This is a genomic window from Streptomyces hesseae (assembly GCF_031845785.1).
Lineage (GTDB): Bacteria > Actinomycetota > Actinomycetes > Streptomycetales > Streptomycetaceae > Streptomyces > Streptomyces hesseae.
On sequence record NZ_JAVRFI010000020.1, the window covers coordinates 21,723 to 42,732 of the forward strand.

Annotated in this window: 20 protein-coding genes; 9 read left to right on the forward strand and 11 right to left on the reverse strand. The window is 70.4% G+C overall.

The genetic code is table 11. From position 1 onward, the window contains the following. The first annotated feature begins 67 nt into the window (after positions 1-67). From RM609_RS25550 to RM609_RS25560, 3 genes are read left to right on the forward strand one after another with little or no spacing between them, the layout of a single operon-like run. Entirely contained in the window at positions 68-592 is a 525-nt protein-coding gene (locus RM609_RS25550; RefSeq protein ID WP_311613909.1) for a PadR family transcriptional regulator, read from the forward strand. Further along, complete coding sequence (locus tag RM609_RS25555) at positions 589-1,284, forward strand: ABC transporter ATP-binding protein (RefSeq protein ID WP_311613910.1); 696 nt, start codon at positions 589-591, stop codon at positions 1,282-1,284. Before RM609_RS25550 ends, RM609_RS25555 begins: the two co-directional genes overlap by 4 nt. Next, positions 1,271-3,688 (forward strand): ABC transporter permease, encoded by a 2,418-nt coding sequence (locus RM609_RS25560; protein WP_311613911.1) that lies wholly within the window; start codon positions 1,271-1,273, stop codon positions 3,686-3,688. The genes RM609_RS25555 and RM609_RS25560 overlap by 14 nt, the downstream gene beginning before the upstream one ends. Positions 3,689-3,769: 81 nt before the next feature. Here RM609_RS25560 and RM609_RS25565 read toward each other — a convergent pair whose 3' ends face one another. Further along, the gene (locus RM609_RS25565; RefSeq protein WP_311613912.1) at positions 3,770-4,759 is read right to left on the reverse strand and encodes a LysR substrate-binding domain-containing protein; all 990 of its coding nucleotides are present in this window, start codon (positions 4,757-4,759) and stop codon (positions 3,770-3,772) included. Positions 4,760-4,894: 135 nt separating this feature from the next. Between RM609_RS25565 and RM609_RS25570 the strand changes: the two genes are divergently transcribed. Beyond that, positions 4,895-5,449 (forward strand): peroxiredoxin, encoded by a 555-nt coding sequence (locus RM609_RS25570; protein ID WP_126915798.1) that lies wholly within the window; start codon positions 4,895-4,897, stop codon positions 5,447-5,449. A gap of 11 nt (positions 5,450-5,460) precedes the next feature. Continuing rightward, the gene (locus RM609_RS25575; RefSeq protein ID WP_126915797.1) at positions 5,461-5,994 is read left to right on the forward strand and encodes an alkyl hydroperoxide reductase; all 534 of its coding nucleotides are present in this window, start codon (positions 5,461-5,463) and stop codon (positions 5,992-5,994) included. A gap of 74 nt (positions 5,995-6,068) precedes the next feature. Here the strand turns inward: RM609_RS25575 and RM609_RS25580 are convergent, their stop codons facing one another. The 4 genes from RM609_RS25580 to RM609_RS25595 form a co-directional block, all read right to left on the reverse strand. Beyond that, the gene (locus RM609_RS25580) at positions 6,069-7,445 is read right to left on the reverse strand and encodes an AI-2E family transporter (RefSeq protein ID WP_311613913.1); all 1,377 of its coding nucleotides are present in this window, start codon (positions 7,443-7,445) and stop codon (positions 6,069-6,071) included. A gap of 124 nt (positions 7,446-7,569) precedes the next feature. Beyond that, positions 7,570-8,283, reverse strand: a complete 714-nt coding sequence (locus RM609_RS25585) for an aggregation-promoting factor C-terminal-like domain-containing protein (protein WP_498073176.1) — start codon at positions 8,281-8,283, stop codon at positions 7,570-7,572. 399 nt (positions 8,284-8,682) lie between these two features. Beyond that, a complete protein-coding gene (gene phoH2 / locus RM609_RS25590; protein WP_311613915.1) occupies positions 8,683-10,005 on the reverse strand; it encodes an RNA 5'-3' helicase PhoH2 in 1,323 nt (440 codons plus the stop codon). Positions 10,006-10,421: 416 nt separating this feature from the next. Then, entirely contained in the window at positions 10,422-11,183 is a 762-nt protein-coding gene (locus RM609_RS25595) for an isoprenyl transferase (protein ID WP_311613916.1), read from the reverse strand. Between the two features lie 110 nt (positions 11,184-11,293). Here RM609_RS25595 and mgrA point away from each other — a divergent pair, with 110 nt between their 5' ends. Then, entirely contained in the window at positions 11,294-12,337 is a 1,044-nt protein-coding gene (gene mgrA / locus RM609_RS25600) for an L-glyceraldehyde 3-phosphate reductase (protein WP_311613917.1), read from the forward strand. 465 nt (positions 12,338-12,802) lie between these two features. Here the strand turns inward: mgrA and RM609_RS25605 are convergent, their stop codons facing one another. From RM609_RS25605 to RM609_RS25620, 4 genes are all read right to left on the reverse strand, one after another. Continuing rightward, positions 12,803-14,020, reverse strand: a complete 1,218-nt coding sequence (locus RM609_RS25605) for an MFS transporter (RefSeq protein ID WP_311613918.1) — start codon at positions 14,018-14,020, stop codon at positions 12,803-12,805. 99 nt (positions 14,021-14,119) lie between these two features. Then, positions 14,120-14,701 carry a TetR/AcrR family transcriptional regulator gene (locus RM609_RS25610; RefSeq protein ID WP_311613919.1) on the reverse strand — a complete coding sequence of 194 codons (582 nt, stop codon included), beginning with the start codon at positions 14,699-14,701 and terminating at the stop codon, positions 14,120-14,122. Between the two features lie 48 nt (positions 14,702-14,749). After that, positions 14,750-15,874, reverse strand: a complete 1,125-nt coding sequence (locus RM609_RS25615) for a serine hydrolase domain-containing protein (protein ID WP_311613920.1) — start codon at positions 15,872-15,874, stop codon at positions 14,750-14,752. Between the two features lie 142 nt (positions 15,875-16,016). Next, positions 16,017-16,388 carry a darcynin family protein gene (locus RM609_RS25620; RefSeq protein ID WP_311613921.1) on the reverse strand — a complete coding sequence of 124 codons (372 nt, stop codon included), beginning with the start codon at positions 16,386-16,388 and terminating at the stop codon, positions 16,017-16,019. A 94-nt stretch (positions 16,389-16,482) separates the two neighbouring features. Here RM609_RS25620 and RM609_RS25625 point away from each other — a divergent pair, with 94 nt between their 5' ends. After that, a complete protein-coding gene (locus RM609_RS25625; protein WP_311613922.1) occupies positions 16,483-17,220 on the forward strand; it encodes a TetR/AcrR family transcriptional regulator in 738 nt (245 codons plus the stop codon). Between the two features lie 152 nt (positions 17,221-17,372). Here RM609_RS25625 and RM609_RS25630 read toward each other — a convergent pair whose 3' ends face one another. Further along, the gene (locus tag RM609_RS25630; RefSeq protein WP_311613923.1) at positions 17,373-18,113 is read right to left on the reverse strand and encodes a prepilin peptidase; all 741 of its coding nucleotides are present in this window, start codon (positions 18,111-18,113) and stop codon (positions 17,373-17,375) included. 58 nt (positions 18,114-18,171) lie between these two features. On the opposite strand from RM609_RS25630, the gene RM609_RS25635 reads away from it, so the two are divergent. Both RM609_RS25635 and RM609_RS25640 read left to right on the forward strand, forming a co-directional pair. After that, positions 18,172-18,531: a DUF192 domain-containing protein gene (locus RM609_RS25635; RefSeq protein WP_311613924.1), complete on the forward strand. Its 360-nt coding sequence runs from the start codon at positions 18,172-18,174 to the stop codon at positions 18,529-18,531. A gap of 117 nt (positions 18,532-18,648) precedes the next feature. Beyond that, positions 18,649-19,659: a methyltransferase gene (locus tag RM609_RS25640; protein ID WP_311613925.1), complete on the forward strand. Its 1,011-nt coding sequence runs from the start codon at positions 18,649-18,651 to the stop codon at positions 19,657-19,659. 23 nt (positions 19,660-19,682) lie between these two features. Here RM609_RS25640 and RM609_RS25645 read toward each other — a convergent pair whose 3' ends face one another. Next, positions 19,683-20,975, reverse strand: a complete 1,293-nt coding sequence (locus tag RM609_RS25645; protein WP_311613926.1) for a hypothetical protein — start codon at positions 20,973-20,975, stop codon at positions 19,683-19,685. Positions 20,976-21,010: the final 35 nt, after the last annotated feature.

Genomic DNA, 21,010 nt, shown 5'->3' on the forward strand with positions numbered 1-21,010 from the left:
CTCCGCCCGGGCGCCACAACCCGATGGCTATACACACCATGTATACACACAGTGTAGAGTCGCTCGTATGTCCATCGCGCACACCCTTCTCGGCCTCCTGGAGGCCGGCCCCCGCCATGGCTACGACCTCAAGCGCGCCTTCGACGAGCGCTTCGGCCACGACCGCCCCCTGCACTACGGCCAGGTCTACTCGACCATGTCGCGGCTGCTGAAGAACGGGCTCGTCGAGGTCGACGGAGTCGAGGCCGGCGGCGGCCCCGAACGCAAGCGGTACGCCATCACCGACGCCGGCGTCACGGACGTCGAGCAGTGGCTCGGCCGGCCCGAGAAGCCCGAGCCGTACCTCCAGTCGACGCTCTACACCAAGGTCGTCCTCGCCCTGCTGACCGGCCGCGCCGCGGACGCCGTCCTCGACGCCCAGCGCGCCGAGCACCTGCGGCTGATGCGCGACCTGACCCGGCGCAAGAGCTCCGGCGACCTCGCCGACCAGCTGATCTGCGACCACGCGCTGTTCCACCTGGAGGCGGACCTGCGCTGGCTGGAACTGACGGCCGCCCGGCTCGACCGGCTCTCGAAGGAGGTACAGGCATGACCCCCGCCGGCTCTCTCCTCGCCGCCTCGGGCCTGCGCAAGGCGTACGGGCTGACGACCGCGCTCGACGGCGCGGACTTCTCCATCCACCCCGGCGAGGTCGTGGCCGTCATGGGCCCCTCCGGCTCCGGCAAGTCCACGCTCCTGCACTGCCTCGCCGGCATCCTCCGCCCCGACGCGGGCACCGTCCACTACGGCGGCCGCGACCTGGCCGCCCTGCCGGACGCCGAGCGCAGCGCCCTGCGCCGCAGCGAGTTCGGCTTCGTCTTCCAGTTCGGCCAGCTCGTGCCCGAGCTCACCTGTCTGGAGAACGCCGCCCTGCCGCTGCGCCTGACCGGCACCAAGCGCAAGGAGGCCGAGGCCACCGCCCTGCGCTGGCTGGAACACCTGGAGGTCGCCGACGTCCGGCACCACCGGCCCGGCCAGATATCCGGCGGCCAGCAGCAGCGCGTCGCCGTCGCCCGTTCCCTGGTCACCACCCCCCGCGTGATCTTCGCCGACGAGCCCACCGGCGCCCTCGACTCCCTCAACGGCGAGCGTGTCCTGGAACTGCTGACGAAGGCCGCGCGCGACACCCGTGCCGCCGTCGTCCTCGTCACCCACGAGGCACGCGTCGCCGCCTACTCCGACCGCGAGGTCGTCGTCCGCGACGGCCGGGCGCGCGACATGGCGGGTGTCCATGGCGCCGCCTGAGCCCACGGCGCGGCCCGGCTCCCCGGAGCCCGGACGCCCCCGCCCCACCGGCCCGACGGGCCTCTCCGCCTGGGCCCGCGACCTGGCCATGGGCGCCCGGTTCGCCGTCACCGGAGGCCGCGAGAGCCTGCTGCGCACCGCGCTCGTCGCCATCGGCGTCGGCCTCGGCGTGGCCCTGCTGGCGATCGCCGCGTCGGTGCCGCACCTGTCCACCGCACGGGAGCACCGCGAGAACGCGCGCTCCGTGAACGACCAGCCCGGCGACGGCCGGAGCATCGAGGCGAGCGACCGCACCCTGCTCTACCAGGCGGTCACCTCCGACTTCCACGACAAGCCCGTGGAAGGGGCCCTGCTGCGGCCCGAGGGCCCCCGCGCGCCGCTCCCGCCGGGCGTACGGGCCCTGCCCGGCCCCGGCGAGATGGTGGTCTCCCCCGCGCTGGACGACCTGCTGCGCTCCGCCGACGGCAAGCTGCTGCGCGAGCGGTTCCCCTACCGCGTCGCGGGCGTCATCGGCGACCAGGGCGTCATGGGCCCCGACGAGCTCTTCTACTACGCGGGCAGCGACCGGATCCGGCTGGACGCGCCCCACGGACCCGGTATCCACGACGCCCCCGTGCGGATCGAACGGTTCGGCCACGAGGAAGGCGGCGACCCGGTCAGCCCGGTGCTCGTGATCCTGATGAACATGACGTGCGTGGTGCTGCTGCTGCCCATCGGCATCTTCATCGCCACGGCCGTCCGCGCAGGCGGCGAACGCCGCGACCGACGGCTGGCCGCGCTGCGGCTCGTGGGCACCGACATCCGCGCCACCCGGCGGATCGCGTCCGGCGAGGCGCTGTGCGGCGCCCTGCTGGGCCTGGTCGTCGGCGCCGCCGTATTCCTGGTCATCCGTGACTTCGCCTCGGGCATCACGATCCGGGACGTGGCCGTCTCCTCGGCCGACCTGGTGCCGTCCCCCGCCCTGGCCGCGCTGATCGCGGTCGCGGTGCCGGTCGTCGCCGTGATCGTCACCCTGATCACCCTGCGCCGCGTCACCATCGAACCGCTGGGCGTCATGCGCTACACCGCGCCCCGGCGCCGCCGCCTCTGGTGGCGCCTGCTGATCCCGGCGGCGGGCCTGGCCCTGCTGCTCCCGCTCCTCGACGAGGGGAGGATGGACCCGTACGGGGATGGTCTCGGCACCTATCAGGTGGCCGGTGGCGGCATCCTCGTACTGACCGGCATCGCGGCCCTGCTGCCCTGGCTGCTGGAGGCCTGTGTGGCCCGCCTCCGGGGCGGCCCGGTCTCCTGGCAACTGGCCACCCGGCGCATCGAGTCGAGCCCCGGCCCGGCCGCCCGCGCGGTCGGCGGCATCACCGTGGCCATGGCCGGAGCCATCGCCATCCAGATGCTCTTCGCGGGAGTCCAGGGCGAGTTCGTCGAGGACCTGCCGACGCACTCCCAGATGATGGGCGTCTACCGGGGGAGCACACCCGCCGAGACCCGGAGCTACACCAACAGCTTCCGCGCCACCCCGGGCGTCCGGGACGCGCTCGTCACCACGGAGCAGTTCGGGCACAGGAGCGACAGGCCGGCGCCCGGCTTCGCCGGCGTGACCGTCGGCGACTGCGACACCCTGCGCCGGCTGGCCAAGCTGGACTCCTGCCGGGACGGCGACGTGTTCATCGCGGACGAGCCCGACCGCTCCGCCGGACTCCTGCCCGGAATGGCGCTGTCCATGGAGGACCGGCCCTACGACCGCGGCAGCCGCAAGCCCCGGACGTACGACTGGAAGATCCCCGCTTCCGCCCGGACCGTCCAGGCGGTCGAGGACCCGCTGGGCCGCTACCACCGCGGCGTGCTCGCCACGCCGTCCACCATCGACGTCGCGGCCCTGCCCGACCCCACGACCGACGTGGCGATCCAGCTCGAACCCGGAAACCTCGACGCCGTCGAACGCGTCCGCAACACCGCGGCGTCCATCGACCCGTTGATGCGTGTCCACCGCATGGGCGGCGTGCAGAAGGAATCCAACTACGCCATGATCCAGCAGGCCCTGCTCGTCGGCACCGGCCTCCTGCTGGCGCTGATCGGCGCGGGTCTCACGGCGACGACGCTGGAGCAACTACGCGAGCGCAAACGCCTGATGTCCACGCTCGCGGCCCTGGGCGCACGGCGTACGTCGGTCATCGGCTCGGTGCTGTGGCAGACCGCGATCCCCGTGGTCCTGGGCACGACCCTCGCGGTGGCGGGCGGCCTCGGCCTGGGCTGGGTGATGCTCCAGGTCGTCAACGGCACGGTCCGCGACTGGCTCGGCTTCCTGCCGGTGGTGGGAGTGGGCGTAGGCATGATCGCCCTGGTCACGGCCTTGTCCCTCCCGGCGGCCCACCGAATGACCCGCCCGAACGGCTTGCGGACGGAGTAGGCCTGGTTGTGGGCAGGCGTTCCGCAGGGCGGAACGGGTGGGCACAACCAGGCCCACCGGCCCGCACCGTTCTCCGGAACGTCAGCCCGCAACCACCCGCACAGGCAGCTTCGCGAGCTCCTTCCGCAACGCATCCGCGAACACCTCGAACTCCCCCTGCCGCGCCGCACCAACCCGCATCGCCAACGCAATCCGCCGCGAAGGCGCCGGCTCGGCAAAGTACCCGGTAGCGAGCCGATCGCTCCGCCCGGTTTCAACCCGCAAAGCGGTCCGCGGCAACAGCGTGACCCCGAGCCCACCCCCCACCAGCTGAACCAGCGTGGAAAGCCCCGCCGCACTCGTGGTCGTCTGCGCCCCCTCCGTACGGCCGGCCTCGTGGCAGACGTCCAGCGCCTGGTCGCGCAGACAGTGCCCCTCGTCGAGCAGCAGCAGATCGAGCTCGCGCAGCGCCTCCCGGGGGATGTCGTGCCGCCCGGCCAGCCAGTGGTCGCAGGGGGTGACGAGGACGAAGTCCTCGTCGAAGAGCGGAATCTCGCTCACCCCGGCCACCCCCAGCGGCACGGCGAGCAGCAGCAGATCGAGCCGGCCCTGGGTGAGCCCGTCCAGCAGCGAGGAGGTCTGCTCCTCGTGGACCTGGAGGTCGAGGTCGGGGTAGGAGTCGTGCACCAGCCGCAGCACGATCGGCAGCAGATACGGCGCGACGGTGGGAATGACCCCGAGCCGCAGCACCCCCGTGAAGGGCGCCCGCGCGGCGTCGGCCTCCTCCATCAGCGAGCCGACGGCGTCGAGGACCGTACGGGCCCGGGCGGCCAGCCGCTCACCCGCCGGGCTGAGGAGCACTTTTCTCGTCGTACGCTCGAGAAGCTGAATGTCGAGCGTCTCCTCCAGGGCCGAGACGGCGCTGGAGAGCGCGGGCTGGCTCATGCCGATGGCCGTGGCGGCATCGCGGAAGTGCAGATGCTCCGCGACGGCCACGAAGGCACGCAGCTGCGCCAGGCTGGGCTGGCGGGGACGCGCCGGAGCCGCTCCGGGCACCCGCTCCGGCCTCCCCTGGGTTATGGACGACGACATCACTGATAACCACCTCCGATCAACATCACCCAGTCTAGCTATTTCCGCTATCAATGCCTCCTGTGGCACTGTGGTTCCTGTCCAACCCGCAGGAAACCCCACGAACGGGGAGTTTCCTCGTTGCAAGGAGAGCGCGTGCTCACTGTCGGTGACAAGTTCCCCGAGTTCGACCTGACCGCCTGTGTGGACCTCGACGCGGACAAGGCCTTCGCGCAGATCGACCACAAGACCTACGAGGGCAAGTGGAAGGTCGTCTTCTTCTGGCCGAAGGACTTCACCTTCGTCTGCCCGACCGAGATCGCCGCGTTCGGCCAGCTGAACGACGAGTTCGCCGACCGTGACGCCCAGATCCTCGGTGTCTCCGGCGACTCCGAGTTCGTGCACCACGCCTGGCGCAAGGACCACAAGGACCTCCGCGACCTGCCCTTCCCGATGCTGGCCGACGCCAAGCACGAGCTGATGCAGGCCTGCGGCGTCGAGGGCGAGGACGGCTACGCCCAGCGCGCCGTCTTCATCGTGGACCCGAACAACGAGATCCAGTTCGTCATGGTGACCGCCGGTTCCGTCGGCCGTAACCCCAAGGAGGTCCTGCGGGTCCTCGACGCTCTCCAGACGGACGAGCTGTGCCCCTGCAACTGGTCCAAGGGCGAGGACACCCTCGACGCCGTCAAGCTTCTCGCGGGCGAGTGAGCTGATCTCCCATGGCCCTCGATGAGCTGAAGTCCGCGATACCGGACTACGCCAAGGACCTGAAGCTGAACCTCGGCTCGGTCATCGGCAACTCCGACCTGCCGCAGCAGCAGCTGTGGGGCACGGTCCTCTCCTGCGCGATCGCGACCCGCTCGCCGATCGTCCTGCGCGAGCTGGAGCCCCAGGCCAAGGAGAACCTCTCCCCGGAGGCGTACACCGCCGCCAAGGCCGCTGCCGCGATCATGGCGATGAACAACGTCTACTACCGCACCCGGCACCTGCTGTCGGACCCGGAGTACGGCAACCTGCGTGCGGGTCTGCGGATGAACGTCATCGGCAACCCGGGCGTGGAGAAGGTCGACTTCGAGCTGTGGTCCCTGGCCGTCTCCGCCATCAACGGCTGCGGTATGTGCCTCGACTCCCACGAGCAGGTGCTGCGCAAGGCCGGTGTGAGCCGTGAGGTGATCCAGGAAGCCTTCAAGATCGCCTCCGTCCTCCAGGCCGTCGGTGCCACGCTGGACGCCGAGGCCGTGCTGAACGGCTGAGCCTTCCCTTCACGAGAACGGGCCCCCGACCAACCGGTCGGGGGCCCGTTCTCGTGTTCGCGTGACACCGCGGGTCAGGAGGAAACCTTCGGCGGCGACTCGTCCTTCGCGTACGCCCGTAGATAGCCGACGACCGTATTGGTCACCGCCACCAGCGGCACCGCGACGACCGCGCCGCCGATGCCCGCGGTCATCGAGCCCGCGGCGACGGCGAGGACCACGGCCAGCGGGTGGACGCGCACGGCGCGGCCGAGGATGAAGGGCTGGAGGACATGGCCCTCGATCTGCTGCACCGCGAGCACCACGGCCAGCACCATCGCCGCCGTGAAGACGTCACGGGTGACCAGCGCCACGACGACCGCCAGGGCGCCGGAGACCACGGCGCCGACCAGCGGGATGAAGGCGAACAGGAAGATGAAGACGGCCAGCGGCACATACATGGGCACCTTGAGGAAGTAGAGCCCTATGCCGATGAAGATCGCGTCGATCAGGGCCACTATCACCGTGCCGCGCACATAGGCCGTCAGCGTCGCCCAGGCGCGCGGGCCCGCGCCCGCGACACCCTCGCGCGCCGCCTCGGGCACCAGCTTGAGCAGCCACTGCCAGATGCGGGGGCCGTCGTACAGCAGGAAGAGCGTGCTGAACATCGCGAGCAGGATGCCCGTGAGCACCTCGATGATGACCTGGACACCCTCTATACCGGCCGAGGTGATGTCCTTGGTACTGGTGCCGATGGCCTCGCTGAGCTTGTCGGCGATGTTGTTGATCTGGCTCTGGGTGACGTGGAACGGGCTGTTGAGCAGCCAGCGCTTGAGCTCGGTGATGCCGTGCTGCACCTGCTTGGACAGGTCGTCGAGGTTCTCCGTCACCTGCCAGACCACGAACCAGCCGACCAGGCCCATGATGACGAAGCCGGACAGGAAGGTCAGGGCCGTGGCGAGCCCGCGCGGCACTCCGCGCCGCTTGAGCAGGACCACGACGGGCTGGAGCAGAGCCGTGATCAGCAGTCCGGCGACAAAGGCCAGCACCACCAGCCGCACCGCGCTGATCACCCGCATCAGCACCCAGAGCGTGCCGGCCAGCACCAGCAGCCGCCAGCCCACCTCGGCGGCGACCCGTACGCCCCAGGGAACGGCGGCGACGGGATCCGGCCGCGCGCCGGGCGCGGCCCGATCCGCCGGGACGGACGGCGGAACGGACCCGGCACCGGACCCCGGTGCCGACGCCGGCTCAGGTGCGCTGGGCCCGGAGGGCATCGCGGAGACGGACGCGGCGACGGACGTGGGCGCGGGCGTGGTTATGGGCGTGGTGACGGGCTCGGGTGCGGCACCCGGCGTCGGGCGGCCGGCCGCGGGCTGCGCCTCGGCGCTCGCCTTGCGGGCCTCTAGCCGCTCGCCGAGCCGTACCAGACCGGAGCCCAGCCCGCCCAGCAATTGTGGCAATCTGGACATTCTTCTTCCTCTACCCCCACTCCCCCGTGGCCATCCTCGTCGACGTTACCTGGCCGGTGGGACAGCGAAGCCCCCGACCTTCGCAGGTCGGGGGCTTCGGCTGGTCAAGAGGTGGCGGCAGGGCCTAGTACCACTGGTTGGCCTGCCAGAACGACCAGGCGCCACAGGGGCTGCCGTAGCGCTCGTTCATGTAGCTCAGGCCCCACTTGATCTGGGTGGCCGGGTTGGTGCGCCAGTCGGCGCCCGCGGACTCCATCTTGGTGCCGGGCAGCGCCTGGACGAGACCGTAGGCACCCGAGGAGGCGTTGGTGGCGGTGTAGTCCCAGGTGCTCTCGTTGTTCACGATGTTGCTGAAGCACTGGAACTGGTCGCCAGGGATCATCTGGCGAGCCATCGCCTGGACCTCGGCGACGGAGTAGGAGCCCTTGACCGCGAAGGACGAGGCGTCGCGGGAGGCGGAGCGGCTGGAGACCTGCTCCTTCTCCTCGCGCTCCTTGGCCTTCTTCTCGGCCTCTTCCTTCTCCTTGGCCTCGGCGGCTTCCTTCTTCGCCGTGGCGTCCTCGGCGGCCTGCTTGCGCGCGGCCTCCGCGACGTCCTTCTGCGCGGCGTCGTCGGCAGCCTGGGTCTGCGTCTCCGCCTGCTGCGTCAGGGAAGCGGTCTGGGCCTGGACGGTCTGTCCCGAGGGGATGGCCGCGAGAAGCGTCGTGTCCGCTGCGGTGGCCTCGACGTGATCGGTCGTGCCCTGATCGTTGCCCGCTGCGACACCCACGACGGCGCCCACGGTGGTGACAGCGGTGGCGGATGCCACGGCGAATCCCCGGACAGAAATCCGGCTCACACGTTTTCCTTCCAGCATCGCCCGCATAGGTGACCTCGCGGACGCGACGTGCCCCTGGCGCGGGCCTCCGTCAGCACCGGTCCCGGTGGGGACCGGCCGGTCACTGGAGGCACTGACCCGGTGGGGCCTCCTGACGGAGGTCCGCGATGTGCTCGGGCGGCATACGGCGACGCTGTTCATTTGTCTGTTCCGCATCGCCCCCGGAGGGGCCCAAGTGCCGTATGCGGGGCCTGACAGGAAGCAGACTCTGCCTGAACCGCGCGCTCCGAGGCAATTCTTGGTCACGTGGGAAAGCTCACACGCTGTTTATCCCTGCGGTTTCGCGGAAACAGCGGCGCCGTACGACGGCGCGCGGCTAAGCTCCTCGGCTTCGCCGCGCGCCCGCCTGGACGGAGTCGGTCAGATGCGGCCGTCCTCCAGCAATTCGGTCACCAGCGCCGCGATGGGCGAACGCTCCGAGCGCGTCAGGGTGACGTGCGAGAAGAGGGGGTGCCCCTTGAGCTTCTCGACCACGGCGACCACGCCGTCGTAGCGCCCGACACGGAGGTTGTCGCGCTGGGCCACGTCATGGGTGAGCACCACCCGGGAGTTGGCGCCGATCCGCGACAGGACCGTGAGCAGCACGTTCCGCTCCAGCGACTGGGCCTCGTCGACGATGACGAAGGCGTCGTGCAGCGAGCGGCCGCGGATGTGGGTGAGCGGGAGGACCTCCAGCATGCCCCGCCCCACGACCTCCTCGATCACCTCGGAGGTCGTCACGGCCGAGAGGGTGTCGAAGACCGCCTGGGCCCAGGGGCTCATCTTCTCGGCCTCGCTGCCGGGCAGATACCCCAACTCCTGGCCGCCCACCGCGTACAGCGGCCGGAACACCATCACCTTGCGGTGCTGGCGGCGCTCCAGCACGGCCTCCAGGCCCGCGCACAGGGCCAGGGCCGACTTGCCCGTGCCCGCGCGGCCGCCCATGGAGACGATCCCGATGTCCGGGTCCAGCAGCATGTCCAGGGCCACCCGCTGCTCGGCGCTGCGGCCGTGGATGCCGAACGCCTCCCGGTCGCCGCGCACCAGCCGCACCTCGCCGTCCGCCGTGACCCTGCCCAGCGCCTTGCCGCGGTCGGACTGGAGCACCAGCCCGGTGTGCACGGGCAGTTCGGCGGCCTCGGGGACGTACGCGCGCTCGGTGGTGAAGAGTTCGTCCACCTGCTCGGCGGTGACGGCGAGCTCCGCCATCCCCGTCCAGCCGGAATCGGTGATGGCGAGCTCGGCGCGGTACTCCTCGGCCAGCAGTCCGACAGCGGATGCCTTGATGCGCAGCGGCAGGTCCTTGGAGACGACGGTGACGTCGTACCCCTCGGCCTGGAGGTTGCGGGCGACCGCGAGGATGCGCGAGTCGTTGTCACCGAGGCGGAAGCCGGCGGGCAGTATGCCCGGATCCGAGTGGTTCAGCTCCACCCTGAGCGTGCCGCCGAGTTCACCGGTCGGGATCGGCGCGTCGAGCCGGCCGTGGCGCACGCGGTACTCGTCGAGCAGGCGCAGGGCCTTGCGCGCGAAGTAGCCGAGATCTGGGTGGTGCCTCTTGGCCTCCAACTCCGTGACCACCACGACGGGCAGCACGACCTCGTGCTCCTCGAAGCGGGACACGGCTCCTGGGTCGGCCAGCAGGACGCTGGTGTCGAGGACATAGGTGCGCCGGTCGCCATCACGGCGCTTCTTGCTGTTCACCACGGGTGGACGAACCCCCTCGTGCAGACGTAAGGGCGCACCGCCGTTGTGAGAACGGTGGCGCGGGGAACGGGCCGGGGCCTGGCCCTTCCAGGGTCGCCGGTCGTCATCCGGCCCACCGTCCTCGCCGTGCGGGCGCTCGGGCCCGCTCGGTCCGCTCGGTCGTCGTCCTGGTGCAAAGGGCCTCCCGGGCGAGCGGCCCCATGCCGCCCGCTGGCAGAGCGACGGTCCCAGTTCCGACCGTCGGCCTGCTGGGGATATTCCCGCTGTACCGCGAGAGCATGCAACGGCATATGCGTCGCGCAGGTGAACGATTGATCCGTCGTTACCCGTACGCCAGTTCCTCAGCCGTCCGAACGGGCATTCCGTCAGCACCCGTAGCCGGGCCGCTGTACGGCGGCCTGGATCGGCCGCCGGGATCAGCCGCCGTAGCGGCGGTGGCGCGCGGCGTAGTCGCGGAGCGCGCGCAGGAAGTCGACCTTGCGGAAGGCGGGCCAGAAGACTTCGCAGAAGTAGTACTCGGAGTGGGCGCTCTGCCAGAGCATGAAGCCGGACAGCCGCTGCTCACCGCTGGTGCGGATGATGAGGTCCGGGTCGGGCTGGCCGCGCGTGTAGAGGTGCTTGGTGATGGCGTCGACGTCGACGGTCTCGGCCAGTTCCTCGTGGGAGACGCCGTTCTCCGCGGCTTCCAGGACCAGGGAGCGGACCGCGTCCGCGATCTCCTGCCGGCCGCCGTAGCCGACCGCGACATTGACCAGTATGCCCTTGCGGTCGATCGTCTCCTGCTCGGCCTCCTTCAGGACCGACTGGGTCCGGGCCGGGAGCAGATCCAGGGTGCCCACGTGGTGGACGCGCCAGCGGCCGTCCGCGGCCAGGCCGCGCACCGTGTTCTCGATGATGCCGAGCAGCGGGTTGAGCTCCTCGCCCGGGCGGTCCAGATTGTCCGTGGAGAGCATCCAGAGCGTGACGACCTCGACATCGGTCTCCGCGCACCAGCCGAGCAGATCGGAGATCTTGTCCGCGCCCGCCTGGTGGCCCTGTTCGGTCGTACGGCCGTCCGCGCGCGCCCAGCGGCGGTTGCCGTCGAGGATGACTCCGATGTGCTTGGGCACCTGGGCGTGGTCGAGGCGGCCCTCCACCCGGCGTGCGTAAAGCCTGTACACCAGGTCGCGCAACTTCACTCTTCCTGCCCCTCCATGCCACGGCGGTCGCCCCGAGGGCGCCACACTACTGCCAGCGTGTCGCGAGGACCCAACTCGGCCTGTCACAGGACCGTGATAGTCAGATGCACATGACCGATCCCTCGCTCTACCACGCGGCCGAAACGCGCTACGACTCCATGGAGTACCGGCGTACCGGCCGCAGCGGGCTGAAGCTGCCCGCCATCTCCTTGGGACTGTGGCACAACTTCGGCGACGACCGCACCCTCGACTCGCAGCGGGCCATTCTGCGCCGGGCCTTCGACCTGGGCGTCACCCACTTCGATCTGGCCAACAACTACGGCCCTCCGCCCGGTTCGGCCGAGCTCAACTTCGGCAAGCTCTTCGCCCAGGATTTCCTGCCCTATCGGGACGAAATCATCATCTCCACCAAGGCCGGCTATCTGATGCACCCCGGCCCGTACGGCGAATGGGGCTCGCGGAAGTACCTGATGTCGTCGCTCGACGCGTCGTTGCGCCGGATGGGTGTCGATTACGTCGACATCTTCTATTCGCACCGATTCGACCCGCACACCCCGCTCGAGGAGACGATGGGAGCCCTGGCGTCGGCCGTTCAGCAGGGCAAGGCGCTGTACGCGGGCGTCTCCTCGTACAGCACCCAGCAGACCCGGGAGGCCGCGCGGCTGCTGCGGGAGATGGGGGTGCCCGCGCTGATCCACCAGCCGTCCTACTCGATGATCAACCGCTGGACGGAGGACGACGCGCTGCTCGACACCCTGGAGGACGAGGGCATGGGCTGCATCGCCTTCGCGCCTCTCGCCCAGGGCCTGCTCACGGACAAGTACCTCCACGGCGTCCCGGAGGGCTCCCGCGCCTCCCAGGGCAAGTCCCTCGACCCGGCGCTGCTCACGGAGGACGTGGTGCGCCGGCTGCGCGGCCTGAACGAGATCGCCGCGCGGCGGGGCCAGTCCCTGGCCCAGCTGGCGCTGAACTGGGTGCTGCGGGACGAGCGGATGACCTCGGCGCTGATCGGCGCGTCCGGCGTGGCGCAGCTGGAGGCCAATATCGCCGCGCTGAGCGCCGCCCCGCTGGACAAGGCGGAACTGGCCGAAATCGATGCCCTGGCGGTCAGCACGGAGGGCGTGAACATCTGGGCCCGACGGGGAGATTCCTAGATCGATCCGGCCGGAATCCCGGCGCGCGTCCTCTTCGGGATACCCGGCGATGGTTGGCCAGGCCATGATCATCGCATTGCCGTGACACATCTCGACACGGAGAGTGACGAGGGGGAAAGAAAACGGGCCGGTCCGTGGGGGGGATACGGACCGGCCCGAGGGGGGGTTTCCACCATAACCGGTCCGAGGCCCTACTTGCTGCACCGGCGGGGGTGACAATGCGTGTCGTGCTGACTTGAAGCCAGCGAGTCGATCTTGCGCGGGGCGTTTTACGGAGCCTGCTCGAGCCCCCTCGAACCCTTCATTACTGGGCTGACGGCGCAGAACCGGCCATCCGGTTGCCATCCGGTCACCATCCGGAATCCGGTCCACCGCTCTCCCGAAAATGTCTTGCAAAGTCATCATCGGCTTGACGTGATTCCGCATTCCGGGCGTCATTGGCGTCACGGCGACGTCACGAGGACATCACGCGGGCCTCTCGACGGGCTCCCGACGGGCTCCCACGACCTCGCCCGCCGCCTCGTCCGGGAGCCTGTCCGGGTGCCTGGGGGTGCGCCGGAGGACGTCGGGGACGAGGGTGAGGACGCCGATCGCGGCCATACCGGCTCCGAGCCACAGCGGCGCGCGAAGGCCGAAATCGGCTATCGCCAGTCCGCCGATCGACGACCCGATGATGATCCCGAAGGTGATGAAGGACGAGTGGACGGTGTTGACCAGCGGCCGGGCATTGCCGACCCGCTGCACACGCGTCACCATCGCCGGATTCATGGTCACGCCGACCAGGCCGATGCCCATCATGAACACCACCGTCGGCGCCTTGAGATGGGCCAGCAGTGCGAATCCCGTGAGAAAGGCCAGGTTAAGGACTAGACCAAAGAGCAGGACGGCCACGGCGTGGCGATCGGCGAGCCGCCCGACGACGTTGTTGCCGATCACGGTCGTGGCGCCGTAGGCGATAAGCAGCAGCGGGACGGTACCGGTGCCGAATCCCGTGACCTCGGTGAGGATCGGGTTGAAATAGGAGAACGCGCAGAACGTCGCGCCGATGACGCAGGTGCTGGTGGAGAGGGCACGCCAGAGCCGGCGATTCCGGAACACGCCCATCTCCTCGCGCAGACTTCCGCCGCCCTCCGCGTACGGCGTGTCCGGCACCCCGGCGAGCGTGCACAGCGCCGCGACGGCGGCGAGCCCCGTGATGACCCAGAAGGCGGCGCGCCAGCCCAGCCGCTCCCCGACCAGCGTGGACAGCGGCAGCCCCAGCAGGGTGCCCAGCATCAGCCCGTTCATCAGCACGGCCACCGCCCGGCCCCGCACCTCGGGGCGGGTCAGCTGGGCGCAGAGCGAGACGGCCGTGCCGAAGAAGGCCTGCGAGGCCACACCGGTGATCACCCGCGCCGCCAGCATGACCCCATAGCCGGAGGCCGTGGCGGCCAGCGCGTTGCCGAGCAGGAAGATCACGAAGAGCAGGGCGAGGGCCCTCTTGGGCCGCAGCCTCAGCATGGCGACGGTCAGGAGGGGCCCGCCGAGGGACATGGCGGCCGCGAACGCGGTGATGAGGTAGCCGATCTGCGGGATGGTCACGTCCAGCCCGTCGGCCATCTGCGGCATCAGTCCGGCGACGACGAATTCGCTGGTCACCATGGCGAAGACGCCCAGCGCCAGGACGTATACGGCTCGGGGCATGGCAGTTCGTGCTCCTGTTCCCTGGTTCTCGACTTTTGTATCGATCAGTTCAAAACGTGGGCATGCGTGAGCGCGCACGGGGAGGTTGGTGAGCTGAGGTCAGATCGCGTCGAGGGCCGTACGGGCGATGGCGCGCAGCGCCGTCTCGCCCGCCCCGGCGCGGGCCGCGACCCGGATGCCGCCGACGGTCGCGGTCACGAAGTGCGCGAGCGCGCTCGCGTCCTTGGCCCGGTCGATGCCGCCGGCCCGCTGCCCGGCTTCGAGGGCGGCGGTGAGCGCGTCGTGGCGGCGGGCGTAGTCGCGCTCCAGCTCGGCCGCCACCTCGGGGTCGCGCGAGGCCAGTTCGACGGCGGTGTTGACGTAGAGACAGCCCCGGCCGTCAGCGTCGGCCCCGGTCTCCTCCGCGATGACGCTGTCCAGCAGGGCGCGGACCTTCTCGCGGGCGGGGACGTCCTCGTCCAGGAGCGCGGCCAGTTGGTCGCTCCTGCGCCTCATGTACAGCGCGAGGGCGCGCCGGAAGAGGTCGCGCTTGCTATGGAAGGTGTTGTAGACGCTGCTGCGGCCCAGGCCGGTGGCCTCGCACAGGTCCTGGGTCGAGGTCGCCTCGTACCCGGCGGTCCAGAACGCCTCCAGCGCGGCGTCGACCGCCCCTTCCTCGTCGAACTTCCTCGGTCGGGCCATGGAATGACCGTAACAGGTTTTGGATCACATGGTCCAATACTTCGAGGTTCAGCGGCACAGGGCCGCCGCCACGGCCTTCTCAAGGTGTTCCACGGCTTCACCGGTCTTGATCTCAAGGGTCATCGTGACGCTGGCGGCACGGCCGTCGTCGGTGGCCGCGGCCCAGGTGCCGTAGCCGGGGACGGTACCGCTGTGGGCCCAGGCGACGCGCTTGCGGCCTTGGCCGTCGTCGCACGGCAGCGGCATGCTGATGATTCCCAGGCCGGCGTTGTAGCCCTCCTTCCCCATGGGCACGGTGGTGCGCATCTGGTCGAGCTGGGGCTTGCCGAGGAGGCGACCCCCCAGCAGTGCGGAGAAGAAGGCGTTGAGGTCGGAGTTGGTGGAGACCATCGCGCCTGCCGCCCAGGACGCGGAGGGGTCGATGTCAGTGACGTTGCGCAGGGGCGCGCCCGGCCGGTCCTGGCGGTAGCCCTGCGGGTGGCGCTCCCGGACAATCGTCTCTCCGGGGGCGGGGAAGTAGGTGTGACGCAGCCCGACGCGCTGGATGACGCGCTTGTCGACCTCCTCGGCGAAGGGCCGTCCGGTGACCTTCTCCACGATCAGTCCGGCCACCAGGTAGTTCGTGCTGCTGTAGGTGAACTTCGCACCTGGGGCGGAGACGGCTTCGCGCTTGAGGGCGACGTCCAGGGCGTCGCGGGGAGAGAGGTACCGGCGCTCAAGGATGTCCTTGGTGACGTCGTCTTCGTAGTCGGGAAGTCCGCTGGTGTGCTGAAGGAGCTGACCTACCGTGATACAGCGCCCGTCGATCCCCTTCCCGCGCACGAGGCCCGGCAGGTAGCGGTCCACCGGGTCGTCCAGGCCGATCCTGCCTTCGCCGACAAGCTGGAGCACGACCACCGCGGTGAACGTCTTGGTGACGCTGCCGATCCGCACCTGGCCGTCCCGGGGCACCTTCGCATGGGTGTCCCGGTCCCCTTCACCCGCGGTGTAGGCGCGGTCGCGTCCATCCTTGCCCCGCACACTCGCCAGCGCACCGGGGGCGCCGTCGGAGCGAAGTAACGTCTCCAGTCCCTGTCGCACGGGGTCCGGTTTGGCGGCGGTCGCGGGTGCCGCCATGCCGGCGGTGACAGTTGCAGCCAGGGCAAGGGCAGTGAGGGCGAGGCGTTTACGCATCGAGTTTCCTCCGAAGCAGTGTTGACGGGCCTTGTTGACGAGATCAACCCTGCTGGGCACAGCCGCCATCGCCCATCAGTAATCACCCTGACCGGACCCCCAGTTCGCACCCTGAGACACGCCTTGGACGGCCTGGACGACCTTAGAAGTCGCTCGTCGTGGCCATGCCCTCGCGTTCGGGTGAGCCGGACTGGGCCCGCTCGTACGCGTGGAAGCCGTCCTCGACGCCCAGGAAGATCTCACCGAAGGTGAGGTAGCCCTCGGCTATGACCGGTGTGTCACGCAGGGCCTCGATCAGGAAGTAGTACGCACCCAGGTCCTCGGTCTCCAGCACGACGAAGTCCGAGAAACGGCCGTTGAACGCCTCCGCGTCGAAGAAACGGGCCCGGACGCGGTCGGCGTAGTCGGCGAAGGCCGGCTCCAGATGCGCCTCGCGCATCGCGTTGCGCTCCTCGCGCGACAGCGCCAGCCACCGCTCGGTGACGGTGCAGGTGAGGACGATGCCGTACTTCATGGGACTCCCCCGAGCATTTGCTAACGGTGTTAACTTTCGACGGAAGCTAAAGTGATGGGTGTTAACTTTGTCAAGGGAAGGCGGCCCGAGCCCCATGTCCAGCACCACGGGAACCCGTACCGGCCGCCGTCACCGGGTACGCGAGGAAGCGCTGGCGGAGATCCTGCGCACCGGGCGGCGGCTACTGGTCGAGGAAGGGGCGGGGGCCGTCACGCTGCGGGCCATCGCCCGTGAGATGGGCATGACCGCGCCCGGCCTGTACCGCTACTACGCCGGCCACCGCGACCTGATCCAGGCCCTGACCTCCTCCCTCTACGACGAACTGGCCACCGCCCTGACCACGGCCCGCGACCGCCACCCGGACGACGAACCCGGACGGCAGCTGCGCGAGGTGTGCCGTGAGCTGCGCCGCTGGGTACTGGACCACCCCCGCGAGTTCGGGCTGCTGTTCGCCAAGCCGGACGCGGACGCCGACACCACCCCCGGCACCGTCGCCCACGACTCCGGCTGGCGCTTCGGCGGCGTCATCCTCGAACTCATGGTCCAGCTCTGGCGGAACGGCGGCATCCAGCCGCCCACCGACCTCGACCCCGCCTGGACGGCCCAGCTGGAGGAGGTCCGCGAACACCTCTCCGGCGAACCCGTGCCCCTGGACGTCATCTACGTCTTCGTCGCCTGCTGGGCCCGCCTGTACGGGACGGTCGCCGTGGAAGCCTTCGGCCACCTCGACTTCGCCCTCACCGACCCCGAACCGCTCTTCGAGCACACCCTCGACGACATCCTGACCGCCCTGGGCGACGGCACGGGCGTTCCGCAGGACCTCCCTCGCTAGGCGCTCCGCGGGAGGCGCCACGGCGGGGCGTCGATCGGCTGCGGCGCCGTCGTGGCTCGTCGCGCAGTTCCCCGCGCCCCTTCGGGCGCTGCCGAACCGCAGTGGACTTCACCTGACCTGCTCAGGGCCTCCCTTGCCAGGACCTCCCCCTCTCAGCCGTCGGCGCGTAGCGCGCCCGCCAGGACGCCCACCCACGCCCCCGCTATCAGGAAGGGGCCCAGGGGGATGGACGCGCCCCGGGCCACGCGGCGGGTGAGGCGTAGGGCGTTGCCGTAGCAGGAGGCGAGCAGCAGGCCCGCGAAGGCACCCAGCAACAGCCCCCACCATCCGTACCAGCCGAGGGCGCAACCGAGTCCCGCGGCAAGTTTCACGTCGCCGAATCCCATGCCGCTGGGGTGGAGGAGGAACAGCACGAGATACCCGCCGCCCAGCGCCAGCCCGCCCAGGAGGGCGTGGCGCCAGGAGCCCGCCGCGCCCGGTATCAGCGAGGCCACTCCCAGCAGGAGCACCGCCCCCGCCGCCAGGGGCAGGGTCAGGACGTCCGGCAGGCGGCGCACCTGCCAGTCGACGCCCGCCAGGACCACCCCCATGGGCGCCGCAAGGAGCCATACGGCCAGCTCAGGCCGTATCCCGACCGCCGCCGCGAGCCCGCCGCACACCACGGCCGTCATGACCGCCGGCCACCACGGCGGCGCCGGCGCGCCCGGCCCGTACCTCCCCCCGCACACGCCGCAGCGCGCCGGGCCCACCCAGCCGCCCACGGCGTGCCCGCACGGGCCCGTGGACCGCCACACCTCCCCCGGCTCCACGGCCAGCCGGAACCGCGCGCGCCGTGTCAACACCCCGGCGAGGGCGCCATACACAGCGGCAACGGCGATCAACACAGCGTTCATGCCTTGAGGTTACGGACGTTCGCCGATTCCCGCCGGGGCCTGTGGATAACCTTGGCGCATGGCCCGCCACCAGGACGGTTTCGCCCAACTCCACGTTGTTTCCAGCGGGATGATCACATCGCTGGAGATCGCCGCCTCCTACCGGGCCCGGACGCGCGGCCTCCTCGGCCGGGACACCTTCGAGGGCGCCCTCCTCCTGACCCCCGCCACCAGCGTCCACACCTGGCACATGCGCTTCCCCATCGACGTGGCGTACCTCGACCACCACCTCACCGTGCTCACCGTCCGCACCATGCGCCCCGGGCGCCTCGGTCTCCCCCGGATCAGGGCCCGCCACGTCCTGGAGAGCGCGGCGGGCGCGATGGCGGAGTGGGGCGTTGCGCCGGGCGCGCGCGTCGAGATCCTCCCGTCCGAATGACCTGCCCGCTCGCCACCACCCGCCCCCACTCGGCGCCTGTGCCAGGGGACAGCGCGGGTAGTACGGATATGTCCGGCACGTCCTCCTCTGCACCTGACCCGCCCCACGAGGAACGCCATGCCCGCTACGTCTCCCGACGGTCTCCTACGGATCGCCTCCGGCTTCATGGCCTCGAAGGTCCTGCTCACCGCCACCACCCTCGGCCTCTTCACCGAGCTGGCCGACCGCCCGCTCACCGCTGACGAACTACGCGCCCGGCTGGCACTTCACCCGCGTTCCGCCCACGACTTCCTCGACACCCTCGTCGCCCTCGGCCTCCTGGAACGCGCCGACGGTACGTACGCCAACACCCCCGCCACCGCCCGTTACCTTGTCCGCGGCGAGCCCACTTATCTGGGCGGTCTGCTTGAGATGAGCGATGCCAGGATGTACGGGATCTGGGGCCGGCTCGAAACGGCACTGCGCACGGGTGAGCCCCAGAACGAGATCAAGTCCGGCGGCGAGGACATCTACGCCACCCTCTACGACGACCCCGAGCGCCTCGCCGCCTTCCAGCAGGCCATGACGGGGCTGTCCATGGGCTCCGTCCTCGCCCTGGTCGACGCGATCGACTGGTCCTCCCACCGCACGGTCGCCGACATCGGCTGCGCCGAAGGGTTCCTGCTGACGCGACTCCTCCGCCGCCACCCGCACCTGCACGGCACCGGCTTCGACCTCGCCGCCGTGGCGCCCGGCTTCCAGCGGCGGCTCGCGGACTCCGGCCTCGCCGACCGGCTCGCCTTCCACGCCGGGGACTTCTTCACCGACCCCCTCCCCCAAGCGGACGTACTCATCTTTGGTCACGTCCTGAGCAACTGGGACCTGCCCACCTCCCGCACACTGCTGCGCAAGGCCCACGAAGCGCTGCCGGAAGGCGGCATCGTCGTCATCTACGAGACGCTCCTCGACGACGACCGCCGGGAGAACATCGATGGGCTGCTCATGAGCCTCACCATGCTCCTGGAGACCCCAGGCGGCTTCGAGTACACCGGCGCCGACTGCCGAGGCTGGCTGGCCGAGGCCGGATTCCGGGACAGCCGCGTACAGCGCCTGGCCGGGCCCGAGTCGATGGTGATCGGCAGGAAGTGACCCCGAAGTCCCCGAACCACGCGCTACTCGCCCCGCCGACGCGCCAGCAACGTCCACACGCCGAGCCCCAGCAGCAACGTCGTCCCCGTGCCGATCCCCACATAGCCGATCGTCCGCAACCGCTCGTTGCGCGGACCGGTCCCGGCCGAGGCCACCAGTTCCCCTCCCACACCGCCCTCACCACCAGAGCGGCCGCCGCTCCCCTGCGGTCGTCCGGCGCCCTGGTCGGCCTTGCGTGCGCCCGCCACATCGACCCGCAGCGTGACCGGCACACCCGCACCACCCGCCCCTTGCCGCACCTTCGGACTCAGGCTCACCTGGAGGTAGTACCAGCCCGCGAAGCGCATGCCCCTGACGGCCTCGCCACCGCCACCACCACCGCCGCCATACGCGGCCGGAGGCGTGGCCAGCGAGACGGTGGCCGGTTTGCCCTGGTAGCCGGTGGTCTTGTTCATGACGAAACCGCGTGCGGCGTTGTTGAGCCCGAGCCGTACGCCGCCGATCACCATCGGACCACTCCCGCCACCTCCCCCGAACTCCGCGTCCGTGAAGAGCTGTTCACCCGCGTCGACCGAGACACGGTAGAACCGCGTGTCCCCGGGCCGGAGCTCGTCACGCCACACGCCCGGGCGGAGTTCGGCCGCGTCGTTGAAACCCGTGCCGCCCGCGATGCCCTCCGCGGCGCCCTGCGGCGGTTTCGACGGCGCCTGCGAGCTCCATGTGCCGGGAGCGCCCAACATGTCGGTGGTTTCCGTCCGTTGCGGCGGCTCCGCCACGTACTTCAGCTCGATCGGTACGGCCGAGGCGTCCCCGCCCAGCGCGTCCCCCCGCTCCACGACGAACCGGTAAGAACCCGGCGCCGCGCACGCCGCGCCCGGCTTCACCACGCGTTCCGCGTAGTCCGCGACGGGGTACGCACCCCCGGCCGACAGGAACGACCGGTGTCGCACCGTCCCGCACTGCGTACCGTCCGGCGCCTGTAACGAGACGTCGATCCCGTCCCGCAACCCCATCGCACCCCCCGGCCTCGGCGCCGCCACCGCCGATACGTACGCGCTCGACTGAGCGTCCAATTCGACCGTGTAGTACTTCGTTTCCTTCGGCTTGATGCTGTCGGTGTACGTACTCGCGCCCGCCTTCAGCTCAGGACCGCGCTCAGCGCTGCTTCCAGCCCCCTGCACGGCGGTCGCGCCCTGAGCCATCCGGTACGCGACCACCCCCTCCGGCCCATCCGCCGCCCCAGCCGCCCCCGTCTTCCCAGCAGCCCCGACGAGCACTCCGAACGCCGTCGCCATCACGACGAGCCCGCCCCTCATGTCCCGCCTCCCTCACCGTTCCCCGCTCGGGCGGC